This window comes from Halalkalibacter krulwichiae, assembly GCF_002109385.1.
Classification (GTDB): domain Bacteria; phylum Bacillota; class Bacilli; order Bacillales; family Bacillaceae_D; genus Halalkalibacter; species Halalkalibacter krulwichiae.
Genome location: NZ_CP020814.1, coordinates 1387501 through 1402200 on the forward strand (window position 1 = coordinate 1387501; position 14700 = coordinate 1402200).

12 protein-coding genes and 1 pseudogene are annotated in these 14700 nt (G+C 35.8%); 12 read left to right on the forward strand and 1 reads right to left on the reverse strand.

Going from position 1 to position 14700, the window contains the following annotated elements; translation table 11 throughout:
* Nucleotides 1-72 precede the first annotated feature (72 nt).
* The 9 genes and pseudogenes from BkAM31D_RS07185 (at nt 73) to BkAM31D_RS07225 (ending at nt 11363) form a co-directional block, all read left to right on the forward strand.
* On the forward strand, nt 73-789 hold the full coding sequence (locus BkAM31D_RS07185) for a sulfite exporter TauE/SafE family protein (RefSeq protein ID WP_066152603.1): 717 nt from the start codon (nt 73-75) through the stop codon (nt 787-789).
* Nucleotides 790-916: 127 nt separating this feature from the next.
* Complete coding sequence (locus tag BkAM31D_RS07190) at nt 917-2101, forward strand: YeiH family protein (RefSeq protein WP_235820371.1); 1185 nt, start codon at nt 917-919, stop codon at nt 2099-2101.
* 136 nt (nt 2102-2237) lie between these two features.
* A pseudogene (gene pta / locus BkAM31D_RS07195) lies at nt 2238-3220 on the forward strand (phosphate acetyltransferase).
* Between the two features lie 172 nt (nt 3221-3392).
* Nucleotides 3393-4115: a GntR family transcriptional regulator gene (locus tag BkAM31D_RS07200; protein ID WP_066152597.1), complete on the forward strand. Its 723-nt coding sequence runs from the start codon at nt 3393-3395 to the stop codon at nt 4113-4115.
* A 69-nt stretch (nt 4116-4184) separates the two neighbouring features.
* Nucleotides 4185-5270 carry a TRAP transporter substrate-binding protein gene (locus BkAM31D_RS07205; RefSeq protein WP_066152594.1) on the forward strand — a complete coding sequence of 362 codons (1086 nt, stop codon included), beginning with the start codon at nt 4185-4187 and terminating at the stop codon, nt 5268-5270.
* 69 nt (nt 5271-5339) lie between these two features.
* Nucleotides 5340-7256, forward strand: coding sequence for a TRAP transporter large permease (locus BkAM31D_RS24690; RefSeq protein ID WP_084372102.1), 1917 nt, complete (start codon nt 5340-5342; stop codon nt 7254-7256).
* Nucleotides 7257-7381: 125 nt separating this feature from the next.
* Nucleotides 7382-8563 carry an iron-containing alcohol dehydrogenase gene (locus tag BkAM31D_RS07215; protein ID WP_066152591.1) on the forward strand — a complete coding sequence of 394 codons (1182 nt, stop codon included), beginning with the start codon at nt 7382-7384 and terminating at the stop codon, nt 8561-8563.
* 43 nt (nt 8564-8606) lie between these two features.
* A complete protein-coding gene (gene xsc / locus BkAM31D_RS07220) occupies nt 8607-10364 on the forward strand; it encodes a sulfoacetaldehyde acetyltransferase (protein WP_066152589.1) in 1758 nt (585 codons plus the stop codon).
* A 78-nt stretch (nt 10365-10442) separates the two neighbouring features.
* Nucleotides 10443-11363 carry a selenium metabolism-associated LysR family transcriptional regulator gene (locus BkAM31D_RS07225; RefSeq protein ID WP_066152586.1) on the forward strand — a complete coding sequence of 307 codons (921 nt, stop codon included), beginning with the start codon at nt 10443-10445 and terminating at the stop codon, nt 11361-11363.
* A gap of 196 nt (nt 11364-11559) precedes the next feature.
* On the opposite strand, the gene BkAM31D_RS07230 is transcribed toward BkAM31D_RS07225, so the two are convergent.
* Nucleotides 11560-12024, reverse strand: coding sequence for a hypothetical protein (locus BkAM31D_RS07230; protein ID WP_066152583.1), 465 nt, complete (start codon nt 12022-12024; stop codon nt 11560-11562).
* 193 nt (nt 12025-12217) lie between these two features.
* On the opposite strand from BkAM31D_RS07230, the gene BkAM31D_RS07235 reads away from it, so the two are divergent.
* The 3 genes from BkAM31D_RS07235 to BkAM31D_RS07245 all read left to right on the forward strand — a co-directional run bounded on the left by BkAM31D_RS07235 (nt 12218) and on the right by BkAM31D_RS07245 (nt 14618).
* Nucleotides 12218-12508, forward strand: a complete 291-nt coding sequence (locus BkAM31D_RS07235) for a DUF6407 family protein (RefSeq protein ID WP_066152580.1) — start codon at nt 12218-12220, stop codon at nt 12506-12508.
* Between the two features lie 18 nt (nt 12509-12526).
* The gene (locus BkAM31D_RS07240) at nt 12527-13981 is read left to right on the forward strand and encodes an NADP-dependent isocitrate dehydrogenase (RefSeq protein ID WP_066152577.1); all 1455 of its coding nucleotides are present in this window, start codon (nt 12527-12529) and stop codon (nt 13979-13981) included.
* Nucleotides 13982-14114: 133 nt separating this feature from the next.
* The gene (locus BkAM31D_RS07245; protein ID WP_066152575.1) at nt 14115-14618 is read left to right on the forward strand and encodes a MarR family winged helix-turn-helix transcriptional regulator; all 504 of its coding nucleotides are present in this window, start codon (nt 14115-14117) and stop codon (nt 14616-14618) included.
* The last annotated feature ends 82 nt before the right edge of the window (nt 14619-14700 follow it).

Genomic DNA, 14700 nt, shown 5'->3' on the forward strand with positions numbered 1-14700 from the left:
ATAACAAGGTGATTAAAAATAAAAGTGGAAAAAGGCTATCAGATTTTATTACTATAAGAAGGTAGTGTTCAAATGGAAAATATCATTCTAGCTTCAATAATAGTTTTTGTTGCGGCAATTTTGCAAGCTTGCACGGGATTTGGTTTTTCAATTATGGCCACCCCGTTTCTTCTATTTGTATTTGAACCACATGTAGCAATTCAAATAAATATTATTTTATCAATTGTTATTTCAATATTTCTCGTTCCACGTGTAAGAAAAGAAGTAGATAAATCATTACTAAAAAGACTTATAGTAGGAAGTGCTTTAGGCTGTCCAATTGGTATCCTCATTTTTATTTATTTAGATGCCCAACTTCTAAAAGTAGTTACTGGGTTATTAATAATTGGCTTAACCATTCTCTTGTTTTTAAGTTTCCATATAAAAAGATCAATTAGAAAAGATGGTTTAGCTGGTGGCTTTTCGGGATTGCTAACAACAAGCATCGGCATGCCAGGTCCGCCTATTATTATTTATTTTATAGGAGCTAGTATTCAAAAGGAGGTTATACGAAGCACAACTTTAACCTTTTATTTATATGTATATTCAATCAGCTTAAGTATGCAATTAGTATTCAGTTCGACTACAAAAGAAATATGGGTGGCGTCTGTATGGCTATTACCAATTACATTTGTAGGAATGTTTATTGGACATCAGTTATTTCATTACATTAATGAACATTTATTTCAAAGAATTATGTATCTTATTTTAAGTGTGACAGGGATATACTTAATCATTTCGTCATTATGAAATGGTAATTAGATGTAGGGTTGAATAGAAATCTATTTAAATATTGAATAAATGTCATCTGAAAGCACAATAACTTTTCCTTCTCTCTTCATGATACTGTTTAATAAACCAGTAGAGGAGGAGGATTATGGAATCTGCAAAAATAATGGAAAAGCAAATTGTTAAAGAGCCAGAACAAAGAAAAGCATTATTTATCTTACAAGCGTTTCCTGGTATTTTACTGTGCATTGTAATTATGCTGCTTGGTATCTTTTTTGCTTATTTGTTAGGGAATTTCTTAACTAACTTTGGTATTCTTCCTGCCGAAAGTTCGAATCCAATTTCCGGAATTTTTGTAGCAATTTTATTAGGGATTCTAATCAGAAATGTCGTCGGTTTAAAAAGTGAGTTTGAAATAGGTGTGAAATACGCCATAAAGTTTTTTTTGAAAGCAGGAATTATATTATTAGGAATTCGGCTAAGTTTGTTAGATGCTTTGAAGTTAGGGATGTGGGGAGTTCCGATTATTTTAGTATGTATTGCAAGTGGATTACTAGTTACTTTATGGCTAGCAAAAAAATTAAACCAGTCAAATCGGTTAGCGACACTTACTGCTTGTGGAACAGGGATATGTGGTGTTACAGCGATTATGGCAACTTCGCCAGCTATTAAAGCAAAGGATGATGAAGTATCGTATGCGATTGCTAATATTACAATATTTGGATTAATTGGGATGTTAGCTTATCCTTATTTAGCATTCTTATTATTTGGAGATGATCCAATTAGAGCTGGATTGTTTTTAGGTACTGCCATTCATGATACTGCACAAGTTACAGGAGCAGCCTTAATATTTGATCAAACGTTTCAGGTTGAAAAAGTCGTCGATGTTGCTACAATTACAAAGCTAACAAGAAATGTGTTTATCGTTGCTGTCATACCGATAATGACATACTTCTTTTTAAGAAAAGAAAAGAATAAGGCAGGTGAAGCTTATAAAGCAGCAAAGTGGTATCAATTGTTTCCGTTTTTTGTTTTGGGTTTTCTACTTTTTTCTATTATTAGAACGTTTGGAGATGCTGGTTTAACCAAAAGCGGGATGGCATTTGGGATTTTAACAGAGGATTCTTGGATGGCATTTTATCAAATGTTAAGTTTACTAGGTTCACAGTATATTTTGGGTGTTGCAATGGCTGCGGTTGGTTTATCTACAAGTTTTAAAGTGTTTAAGGGATTAGGAATGAGGCCATTTTATGTGGGATTGGCAGCAGCGTTATCTGTGGGAGTTGTAAGTATATCCATGGTATATCTTTTTGGAGGGTTTATCACCATGTGAAACAACTATTTAAAATTTAAATAAGTTTCTTCCTCTTTTATAATAACTATTTTATAAATGGAATTACTATAATAGGTATAAAGCAGAACGATCATGATTGCTGCAACAGCTTAAGTTGCACGAGAGGGGGAATCATGTGAGGAATTTTTTTCAAGACTTGAGTGACCATGTAAAAAGATATCGACCAAGTATTGTTTTTCCAGAAGGGTTAGATAAGAGAGTGTTAACTGCTGGATGCCGTTTATCTACAGAAAAAGTTCTTAAACCTATATTTATAGGTGATGAAAGAGCTATCTTGAAAAAAATAGAAGAACTAAATTTAGTTCATGATGGCATAGAGATTATAAACCCAACAACTTTTGGTAATTTAGAAAAGTATGTGGAGACTTTTGTTGAACTTCAAAAAGGAAAAGTATCTTTTGAGGAAGCTCATAAAATGTTACTTGAAAGGAATTATTTTGCTGCAATGCTAGTACATTGTAATAAGGCACAAGGCTTAGTTAGTGGTGCTGAATACGCGACAAAAGATGTAATTTTACCTGCTATAAAGATCATTAAAATGAGAAGAGGAATTGAAAAGATATCAAGTGTATTCATTTTGGTGAAAGGCGATAAGAAATTATTATTCTCTGACTGTGCGATCAATATTGCACCAAATAGTAAAGAACTGGCGAACATTGCTATTTTAGCTTCTGAGGCTGCATATGCATTCAGTATAATTCCAAAGGTTGCTTTATTAAGTTTCTCAACGAAAGGATCAGCTATTTCAGAAGAAACATTAAAAGTTCTAGGGCTAGTAAGATTATAAAAGAACAGAGACCGGATTTACTAATAGATGGTGAACTGCAATTTGATGCTGCATTTGTACCTGAGGTCGCTAAGAAAAAAGCTCCACTTTCTCCGATAGAAGGGGAAGCAAATGTATTTATTTTTCCAAATCTGGATGCAGGGAATATTGGGTATAAAATTGCACAGAGATTAGGAGGATATCAGGCAATCGGTCCTATTATTCTGGGACTAAACAAACCTAGCAATGATCTTTCTAGAGGTTGTACAATAGAGGAGATATATAATGTAGCAATAATAACCGCGATACAAAGTATATATTATAATATGTGATAAGTTCTATTTCAGGAAGTGATTATCAATTATTCAGAAAATACAAAAAATAAATTGCCTATTACTAACTTAGTTGCTATAATATTGGTAGCCTAACAAATATTGTATTGGCAAACTGGTACGGACGTGATGATGAGTTTAAGGGATGAGATAGAAAAAGGAGTTGCCAACTATGAAAATCAATATAGATAACCCTGTACCATTGCATATTCAAATTCGTAATATAATTGAAAAAGAGATTAACGAAGGACATTATCAGAATAAGATACCTAGTGAAAGGGATCTGATGGAGCGTTTTTCAGTTAGTCGGACAACGATTAGAGAAGCTATAACTGCACTTGTTAACGAAGGAGTATTAAAAAAAGTTCATGGTAAAGGGACATTTATTTCAGAACAATCACCAGTTCAAGAGTGGTTATCATCTCTTAATAGCTTTACTGAAACAGTTAAGAATATGGGAATGGAACCAGGAACGAAGCTTTTAAAATGTGGCATTGTCTCAAATCAAAGTCATATTATAGATATGCTTGAAACCGATGAAATTTATCGAATAGAAAGGCTAAGGTTTTCTGATTCTATACCGACTGCAATTGAAAGGCATCATTATAATAAAGAGATAGGGTTAGCATTAGCTAAATATGATTTAAATAGAGAAACTATTTATGACTTAATAGAGAAAAATTTAGGTGTTGAATTGAATGAGGCTGAACAATTCATTTCTTGCAAAGAAGTTAGCGATGAAGATGCACATTTACTTGAGGTGAAAACAGGATCTAGCATCCTTTATGTAGAAAGGCTTATCACAAATGCAAATGGAGAACCGGTAGAATATTATACGAGTGTTTTTAGACCTGATATGTATGCTTTTCGTATTAAAACAAAGCGAAAAAAGTAACAGATTAAGTCTAATTTTTAAGATAGGAAAAATGTAAGCGTATTCAAAAAAAGAAAAGGGGAGATTTTGATGAAATACTTTAGGAAAAGTAACATAATTGCGTACCTTCTTCTATGTGTATTGGTTCTTACGTTAGCAGCTTGTGGAGCTAGTGATAGTTCAAGTGAATCAAGTAAAGGTAATGAACAAAATGGTTCAACTGAACAAACAGTCAAGTTACGTTTAGGACAATCAAAATCTGCTAATCACCCAGTATCACAAGGAATCGATAAATTTGCTGAATTAGTTGAGGAAAAGTCAAACGGCAGTTTAATCATTGAGACCTTTCATGATGCTACTCTTGGTAGTGACCGTGAAGTAATTGAGGGGACTCAGCAAGGGACATTGGATTTAGCTAGCTCATCTACTCCTAATATGTCTAGTTTCACCAATTTATTTATCGCTTGGGATCTCCCTTATATTTTTGAAAACAAAGATGAAGTTTATAAGGCAGTTGATGGTCCAGCAGGCGAAATTGTCCGAGAAGAGTTAGAGAATTCCGGTTTTAAAGTAATTTTCTTCCCAGATTACGGCTTTCGTCAAGTTGTAAATAATGTTAGACCAGTCAGAACTCCCGATGATTTACGAGGATTAAAGGTGCGTACAACTAACTCTCCAGTAGAAATTGCAGATTATACGGCATGGGGAGCTAATCCTACTCCAGTAGCTTGGGCGGAGGTTTTTACAGCGCTTCAGCAAGGAACAGTTGAGGCTGAAGGTAATTCCTATTCATTATTATGGGATACAAAGCATCAGGAAGTGTTAGATTATGCAACGGAAGTTAATTACAACTATAGCTCAGATATTGTCGTAATGAATAAAGATATTTTTGATAACTTATCATCAGAACACCAAGAAATTGTTATGGAAGCAGGTCAGGAAGCTGTTAGTTGGCAACGTGATTTAGCAAATGAAAGGGAAGCAGAAGCCAAACAACAATTTATTGACTACGGAATTGAAGTATATGAACCGACAGAGGAAGAGTACCAACAGTGGAAGAATGAAGTAGAGGTTGTTTGGGATGAATTTGTTGTTCCAGGTAAAGCTGAGCCAGAATATGTAGATTTAATTTTAGAAACGATTGGGAAAACAAGAGAAGATATTTTTAATAACTAAAATTGTTTCTTCTCACTATGGAGCAGAAACTAGCTACTGCTCCATAGTGAGTGAAAGGGGGGTGAACTGATGAATACAGAAGAGAGCATAACTACCGAGGAAATTGATATCACTTATAATCAGAATAAAGGCAAACCTAGCAGATTTAAAAAAGTGATACAACTGATTGATCATCACTTTGAAGAAGTTTTTATTGTATTAGGTTTTCTCACTTTCATTTTGTTTATAAATGCTCAAGTACTAAATAGATATTTACTACCTTTTCTTGAAATTGGTAATATTACGACTTGGACAGAAGAAGTCTCACGGTATATTTTTATTTGGATATCTTATTTGGGAGCAAGCCTTGCCATAAAAAGAAGAGAATCTATCCAAGTGAACTTTTTTATTGGTAGATTGTCAGAGGATTTAAGAAAGTCGATCAATATAGCAAATTCAATTTTTATCATCTATTTTAGTTATATCCTTATTGAAAATGGTTATGCAACACTTCTAATGCAATGGGCAAATAATCAGACTTCACCAGCGCTTGGAATTCCAATGGTTATTCCATATGCAGCTGTCCCACTTGGCTTTGCACTAATTATGATTAGAGTTGTCCAGAATATTGTCATCGATCTTAAAGGAGCGAGAATTAAAGATATCGCTATGTCTATTGGTATAGCTAGTATTCTTGGTTTTCCTCTATTGTGGTTATCAAGTGCCAATGTAGCATTAATCTTATTCGGCTATTTTGCTCTATTCATTATTATAGGCATGCCAATTGCTTTTGCTTTAGGAATTTCAACATTGGCAGCGGTGTTAGCAACAAATGTTATTCCTATGAATTTCTTTTCACAGACTGCTTTTACAAGTATTGATAATTTTCCGGTCATGGCGATTCCTTTCTTTGTTGTTGCTGGTCTTATCATGGGTGGGGGAAGTTTAATTAAAAGGTTGTTAAAGCTTTCAGACCACTTGCTAGGCTTTTTACCAGGGGGGCTTGCCCTTGTTGCGATCGTAACGAGTATGTTTTTTTCTGCTATTAGTGGTTCTGGTCCAGCTACTGTCGCTGCCATTGGTACACTACTAATTCCAGCTATGATTAAGCAAGGTTATCATCCAGGGTTTGCTACAGCTGTTATTGCAGCAGCAGGATCAATCGGTGTAATTATTCCTCCAAGTAATCCATTTGTCATTTATGGCGTAATGTCGCAACAATCAATCTCACAATTATTTATCGCAGGTATTTTACCGGGAGTATTAACAGGTTTGGTTCTTCTCCTTTTTGCCTTTGTCATATCCAAGAAGAATAATTGGCAAGGTGAAACAACATCATTTAGTTTGAAAGGGGCAACATTAGCAGCATGGGATGCTAAATTAGCATTATTAGTTCCTGTATTAATATTAGGAGGTATTTATGGTGGAATCATGACTCCTACAGAGGCAGCAGCAATTGCGGCTGCTTACGGATTAATTATTGGGATGTTCGTTTATAAAGATTTAAGTATAAAGCAACTTTATCATTGCTTAGTAAAGGCTGGTATGACTTCCTCTGTAATTATTCTCCTTATCGTTATGGCAACAATATTTGGAAGGCTCATTACAGTTGAAAGAATTGCGGAGACAGTTGCGTCATTCGTATTAAGTATTAGTGAGAATAAGTTTGTTATTCTTTTACTATTAAATGTGTTCCTATTATTAATTGGTTTAGTTTTAGAAGCGCTTGCGGCGATTGTAATACTAACACCAATTTTACTACCAATTATATTAATGATTGGAGTAGATCCTGTACATTTTGGCATTATTATGGTGTTCAATTTAGCTATAGGTTTCATTACGCCACCTGTTGGAGTTAACTTATTTGTCGCAGCTGGGGTAACGAAAACGCCGATAGAAACAGTCATCAGTAGAATTGGTCCATTCTTATTGGCTATGATAGTAGTTTTAATGTTAATAACATATATTCCGGAAATATCATTATGGTTAGTGGGTTTAATGAGATAGGAAGTTGAATAAGGAGGCTGGTAAGATGGAGGTTGTGAGAAACTTTACTAGGGATCCGCCTAGTTACGTTAAAAATAAATAAAGAAAATTTAAACGTTTTATTTACTATTAGGGAGGTGTGCAAAATGTCCTCATTGCACGTACCAAAGGAGATTAACCTCGAGTTCGGCAGTGTTCAGAAGCTAGGTCAAATAGCATCAGATTTTGGTGCCACTCATTTATTCATAGTTATAGACGCTTTTTTAACACAAAGTCCATTAAATTATCAAGATCAACTTGAGCAAATTTGTCGTAAACATTCTTTGGAAATTACCTGTTTTTCAGATTTTAGGGGAGAGCCTACTACTGAACATTTAGATGAAGCAATATCAAAGATAAATGTTTGTGGTGCAGACTGTATTGTTGCGATGGGAGGAGGTAGTTCAATAGATTTAGCGAAAGCCATCTCTGTATTTGCTATTAATAGGGGAATAACTTTAGATGAAATTGAACAGAAAAGAGATTTAAAGAGATTACCTTTAATCGCCATACCGACTACTGCTGGTACGGGTTCAGAAGCGACAAAAGTAATGGTCATTACCGATTCTAAAAGTAATATAAAAAAGAACCCAGGAAATCCAAAATTGATTCCTGATGTTGCGATATTAGATCCCAATTTGACTATGAGTCTTCCTAAACATTTTACCGTGTATACAGGTCTTGATGCTTTGGCACACGCGATGGAAGCTTATGTATCCACTCGAGCAACAGAGCTTAGTAATCATTATGCCTTAGAGGCAATAAAGATGGTGGGAGAGGCATTACCAAGAGTCTATGACAATGGAAAAGATGAAGAAGCTAGAAAGAAAATGTTATTAGCTAGTTGTTATGCGGGGATTGCTTTCTCAAACTCCTCTACTAACTTAGCGCATGCTACTGCTAGACCTTTAGGAGCTCACTTTCATATTCCTCATGGGTTAAGTGTAGCGTTACTATTACCGTTTGTAATTGAATTCGGGTTGGAGGCAGCGCGTGAACGTTATGCAAATATTGCCATGGCACTAGGAGTGGAACGAAGTAAGAATAAAGAGGAATTGGCGAAGGATGCACTTATGATTGTTCACAGATATAACGAAAGATTTAACATTTGGAATGATGGTTTCAAATACATAAAGCCATCAGAATTTGAGGAAAGTATCCCAACTCTAGTTCAAGATTCTTTATCTGGAAATGGGGTGTTAACGAATCAAATAATACCAACTGATGCAGATGTAGAAAAGATCTATAAGCAACTGCTTAAGAAAGTTTCTCAATATTCAGTGAACTAACTGGTACGTACGTCGTAACAAGTAAAATAATGGAGGGGTAAAAATGAAAAAAACAAAAGTGAAAGTTGCAACGAAAGTGAAGATGACACCGAGTGAAGCAATTGTTGAAACATTAGTAGCTGAAGGGGTCAACCATATTTCTGGTATTCTAGGTTCTGCATTCATGGATTTGCTAGATTTATTACCTGCTGCTGGAATAAGATTTATTGGTGTTCGTCATGAGCAAAGTGCGGCACATATGGCGGATGCATATACAAGGGTTAGTGGTGTAGCAGGTGTGGTGATAGGTCAAAACGGACCTGGAATTACAAATATGGTTACTTCTGTAGCGGCGGCGAATCAAGCTCATACTCCGATGGTTGTGATATCACCTTCTGCAGGAACTCCAACGATTGGGTGGGATGGTTTCCAAGAGTGTGATCAAGTTTCAGTATTTAAGGCAATTACAAAGGAGACCGTTCGTGTAACCCATCCAAGTCGTGTTGCAGATTGCTTAAGGACAGCATTTCGTATAGCCTATGCTGAACGAGGTCCAGTATTATTTGATATTCCACGAGATTATTTTTATGGTGAAATTGAGGACCAAATTCTAGCCCCTCATCAATATCGTGTTGATAATAGAGGGTGTGGCTCGCTAGAAGCAATCGATAAAGCCGTTGATTTATTACTTTCAGCAGAAAATCCTGTTATAATTTCGGGCCGTGGAATCGTGGACTCGGATGGAATTGATGTAGTGAAAGAAATCGCTGAACATCTAACGACACCAGTAGCTGTTTCCTATATGCATAATGATGCGTTTCCAGCATATCATCCACTTGCAGTTGGTCCAATTGGGTATATGGGATCTAAGGCTGCGATGAATACATTAAAAGAAGCTGATGTAGTGCTTGCTCTTGGAACGAGACTTTCTGTATTTGGAACGCTTCCATGTTATGATATTGATTATTTTCCTAAGAGTGCAAAAATTATACAAGTAGACATTAATCCAAGGAACATTGCTCGGACTCATCCTGTCGAAGTTGGAATTATAGGTGATGCAAGAGCAGCTGGACATGAAATAATAAAACGATTAAAGGAAAAAGCACCGTATCGAAAAGAGAATCAAGAAAGAGTTAGAGACATTATACGAGAAAAGGAAAAGTGGGAACAAGAACTTGAAACTTTAGCCATGGTTGATGGAAGCCCAATTAACCCTAGGCGTGCATTGTTAGAGCTTGTAAAGGCTGTTCCTGAAGATACAATTATCTCAACTGATATTGGCAATGTGTCATCTACAGCAAATGCTTATTTGAAATTTAATAAAGGTCGTCAACATATTGCAGCCTTAACGTTTGGGAATACAGGTTTTGCTTATCCTTCTGCTTTAGGAGCGAAGCTTGCGAATCCATCGAGCCCAGTATTAGCCATAATTGGAGATGGTGCCTGGGGTATGAGCTTGCATGAGGTTAGTACAGCTGTTGAAGAAAATATTCCTGTTGTTGCTTGTGTGTTTAATAATGGTGCATGGTGTGCAGAAAAGAAAAACCAAGTAGACTTTTATAATAATCGATTTGTTGGAGCGGACATTCAAAATCCAGATTTTGCTGAGGTAACTAGGTCAATGGGAGCGATTGGAGTAAGAGTCGATAGACCTGAAGATGTAGGTCCAGCGATTCAGGAGGCAATTGCTTTAAATAAACCGGTTGTTCTTGATATTCAAGTTGACGGAACTCAATTAGCTCCTCCATTTAGAAAAGATGCATTAAAAATGCCTGTAAGACTTCTACCTAAATATGCTCATTTAGATCATCGTAACTGGTAATGACTCGGGGTCTGACTTAGCTTCGTTCCACAGTATAAGAGTCAGACCCTTATTTCTAATAGAGAAGGTGGGATCTTTGTGAATTATGAACAATTAAAGACTTTTGTTACAGTTGCAGAGAAAAAGAATTTCTCAGAATCGGCAAAGGCTCTTTATTTATCACAACCAACCATCACTTCCCATATAAAATCATTAGAAAGACAGTTAAATACTAGTCTATTTGAAAGAACTACAAAACAAGTAGAATTAACACCGGCAGCAAATATATTAAATAAGTATGCAAAAGAAATAATTAAACTTAGTGAATCAGCTGAAAAAGAAATTTCTAAATTATTAGGTGAAATACATGGGTACATGTGTTTAGCATCTAGTTTGACGATTGGAGAACATATTCTTCCACAGCTGTTGGGAGAATTTAAAGAACACTTTCCGTTAGTCGACATGAAAGTGGAAATAACAAATACAGAAAAAATTCTAGGGAAAATTAAGAATCATGTAATTGATATTGGGATGATTGAAGCACCTATTGAAGATCCCGATTTAATATTAGAACCTTTTATGGAAGACGAGTTGGTACTCATTACGAGGTCTGATTTTTTTCCAGAGGAAAAAGTCGATATTACGCTCGAAGAATTAGTTACTTTGCCGTTTGTTCTGAGAGAGAAAGGTTCTGGTACTAGAGCAGTAATGCATCAACATTTAACAAAAAATGGTCTTAAGCCTGATGAATTGAATATAGTACTTGAACTTGGTAGTACAGAGTCTGTAAAAGTTGCTGTTGAAGCCGGCATCGGTACTTCAATTATTTCTAAAAGTTCTATTAAAAAAGAACTTCAATTAAAATCTCTTAAAGCATATCCGATTAGAGATCTTATTTTATCTAGATTTTTTTATTTGGTCTATCACCGTGATTCGGTGTTAAAAGCACCTACAGAAGCATTTATGAATGTTGTTTTTAATGAGGTTAATCAAGGAGTCTTTCAGCCTGTATCGTCATAGTTAGAAAAGATAGTTGAAGTCAAAAAAAAGACGCCCCGTAAGGCGTCTTTTTCTACGCTTTGCTGCGAGAGACAGCACTCCACATTGTGCATTGCCGATGACGGCGCGTCAATCTCGTCTTATGCAAATAAGCTCATCGCAAGATAAGTATACCATCCTTTAGCTAGAAAGCAAATATGAAATAATTTCCGATTGTTTATAACTCGAGTACTTCAACTTCTTCATTTTTTCTTCCGATTCGGTTAATTTGAGTAATACGTTGTGTTGATTCATCTTTAATGATAAGACGAAAATGTTGTTTTTGTTTAAATAATGTTAGAAAGCTTTGAAATCCTTCGCCTTTCGGTTGAATGGCTCCTTTTAGTTCCAATCCATCTTCATTCTCACGGTTTATGTGGATGTGGACATTAACCGATGATTCTTGCTCTTCAATTTTTACTTTTACAGTGTCAGTTGGTTGTGATTTGATACGGTATTGGCTAAGGTAACCGATGCCAGGACTTTCTCGCAATGCTACGTTTTTCTGGATTTCTTCAATAACTTGATTGTATCGATCTCTTTCTTCAAAAACAAAGCTGATAAATGCAATATAGTTGTACTGATTAAGCTCATCTTCTTCGACAACACCAATCATTGTTTTCCCTTCATTTATTGAAATCATTTCTTAAACCTCCAAAAAAGTATGTGAGATAAACGAAAGTTTGCGACGGACCATGTAAAAAATAATATTGTGATACGCATAGTCGGATTTTATCATTTATTAATCAATGTTAAAATCTTCCGTTTATGGGTAAGGTAATGGTAGATTGTTCTTTTTACTCGTAAGAGAAAAATCATATCATTAGGGGCGGTTTATGACAACTCATTTACAAGCTTTTGTAGTTGATGCAAAACGTCAAATAAAGGGCTTTGATGAACAAAATGTAGAGTGCATAAGAGAAATTGTTAGAAAGTCGATGGCCTTTTATCAGATGAAATCGTATGAAGAAGTTGAAGAAACTCAGTTTGGACGTGTTCATTCGTTGCATTTACATTCAATGATGGAAGAGAATGTATTGGCAAAAGTGGTTAAGCTTGCAATGAACCAAGAAGAAGGCTTAAGTCTTGAGGAACTATATAACAGTCATATTAGCAGACATTATTAGGTGAAAGGATGTTGATCGATGGAACAAAAACGAGCCATTACAATTGCAAAAGGGGACGGGATTGGTCCAGAAATAATGGATGCGACGTTAAAGATTTTAGAGCATGCAGGAGCTAGGATTGAACCAGAATTTATTGAGATTGGCGAGAAAGTTTATTTATCAGGAAATAGCTCTGGGTTGACTGAAGAAGCTTGGGAATCACTAAGACGTACGAAAGTTTTCTTCAAAGGTCCGATTACAACTCCTCAAGGTGGAGGATATAAAAGCTTAAATGTAACAATTCGAAAGACGTTGGGGCTGTTTGCTAATGTTAGGCCAAATATTTCTTATGCCCCTTTTGTTGAAACGAAGCATCCAGATATGAATCTTGTCATCATTCGGGAAAATGAAGAAGACTTATATGCTGGGATTGAACATCAGCAAACACCAGAGGTCGTTCAATGTTTAAAATTAATCACAAGGCCTGGAAGCGAAAAAATTGTCCGGTATGCGTTTGACTATGCAAGGCAAAACAACCGAAAGAAAGTCACATGCTTTACAAAAGATAACATTATGAAATTGACAGACGGTCTGTTCCATAAAGTATTTAAAGAAGTGGCAGAGGAATATCCTGATATTGAAACAGAACATTGGACCATTGACATAGGAATGGCTAAGATAGCAGATTCTCCACAAGATTTTGATGTGATCGTGATGCCTAATTTATACGGGGATATTGCTTCTGATGTCGCTGCTCAAATTACAGGAAGTGTTGGTTTAGCCGGTTCTGCTAATATTGGTGATCAGTGTGCGATGTTTGAAGCGATCCATGGGAGTGCTCCAGATATTGCTGGAAAAGGGATTGCCAATCCTTCGGGGCTGATCCATGGAGCAATTATGATGCTCGTTCATATTGGACAACCTGAAATTGCATCACGCGTTCATAATGCATGGTTAAAGACGTTAGAGGATGGGGTGCATACAGGAGATATTGCTAAGGGGAAGCGCTCAGTTGGAACAATGGAATTTGCTGAAGCAGTTATGGAGCGACTTGGGCAACTTCCTGTTCATTATGAACCAGTTGAATACAAGGAAGTGGCAAAGGCAGAACCGTTTACCTTGGCTCCCATGGTAAAGGATCGTGAAAAGTCTGATGTTGTAAGGGAATTAGATGGTGTTGATGTTTTTCTATTTAATAATGAGGACACACCAGATGAAATTGGTCATAAGTTAGAAAAGCTATCTGGTGATTTATTTTCTTTAGCGGTTATTACAAATCGTGGAGTCAAAGTGTATCCGAACGGCTTTCCTGAAACGTTCACGACAGACCATTGGCGTTGTCGTTTTCAGATTCGGGAAGGACAAGAAGCAAACAATGCTGATATTGTTCAGCTATTGCATCACATTGAAGAGGCAGGGCTTAATTTTATAAAGATTGAAAATCTTTACCGCTTTAACGATGAACGAGGTTATTCACTTGGTCAAGGACAATAAAAGGGTTAAACACATGTCATGTTACTTTTGACATGTGTTTTAGCTTTTTTAAAAAGTTCGAAAAAGATGTATCGGTTTAAAGTGTGAATAATTGGAAATAAATGTAATAGACTTGCATAAGCAGGAGGGATATATGGGATTAGATAAAGTTAAATTTGCTAAGGGATATGAAGTGTATGCTTTGATTAGAAGTTTGAATTTTGAGATTGAAGCGGATATAAGGCACCAATTAGAAGAGCATGATATAACGTTTCCGGGATTTCGTATTTTGTGGATTTTATCTTTTCATTCGATTATGACGATGACCGATTTGGCGTATTTAGCTCAGGCAAATATTTCAAATGTGTTCCGCCAATTAGATAAATTAAAAGAAGGAGGCTTGGTAAAGATCGTGAGTGGAATCGATGCTAGGAAGAAAGAAGTGCATTTAACAAAAAAAGGTCGGCTGATTGTTCAAACATTTATTGATAAACATAGTGCAAGTTCTGATCTGAGAATTGTTGAGTTAGTTGAAAAAATACCGAAAGAAGATTTAAATACGTTTATTGAAGTAGCTTCTTACATGAATAAAGCGTTGGTTGGCGAACCGTATTATGAATTTGTAAAGAAGTCTACAACGGATATAGCGCGCAGTTAAAAGGTTTGTCGAGGATCCCTCGGCTTTTTTTATTTGCAATCGCAAATAATTTTCGTTGACTGTGCCATAATATGACCATCTT

Coding starts and splice junctions, on each gene's coding strand:
- BkAM31D_RS07205 (WP_066152594.1), top strand. CDS start 4,185: ATGAAATACTTTAGGAAAAGTAACATAATTGCGTACCTTCTTCTATGT.
- BkAM31D_RS07240 (WP_066152577.1), top strand. CDS start 12,527: ATGGAACAAAAACGAGCCATTACAATTGCAAAAGGGGACGGGATTGGT.
- BkAM31D_RS07235 (WP_066152580.1), top strand. CDS start 12,218: ATGACAACTCATTTACAAGCTTTTGTAGTTGATGCAAAACGTCAAATA.
- BkAM31D_RS07245 (WP_066152575.1), top strand. CDS start 14,115: ATGGGATTAGATAAAGTTAAATTTGCTAAGGGATATGAAGTGTATGCT.
- xsc (WP_066152589.1), top strand. CDS start 8,607: ATGAAAAAAACAAAAGTGAAAGTTGCAACGAAAGTGAAGATGACACCG.
- BkAM31D_RS07200 (WP_066152597.1), top strand. CDS start 3,393: ATGAAAATCAATATAGATAACCCTGTACCATTGCATATTCAAATTCGT.
- BkAM31D_RS07230 (WP_066152583.1), bottom strand. CDS start 12,024: ATGATTTCAATAAATGAAGGGAAAACAATGATTGGTGTTGTCGAAGAA.
- BkAM31D_RS07185 (WP_066152603.1), top strand. CDS start 73: ATGGAAAATATCATTCTAGCTTCAATAATAGTTTTTGTTGCGGCAATT.
- BkAM31D_RS07190 (WP_235820371.1), top strand. CDS start 917: ATGGAATCTGCAAAAATAATGGAAAAGCAAATTGTTAAAGAGCCAGAA.
- BkAM31D_RS07215 (WP_066152591.1), top strand. CDS start 7,382: ATGTCCTCATTGCACGTACCAAAGGAGATTAACCTCGAGTTCGGCAGT.
- BkAM31D_RS24690 (WP_084372102.1), top strand. CDS start 5,340: ATGAATACAGAAGAGAGCATAACTACCGAGGAAATTGATATCACTTAT.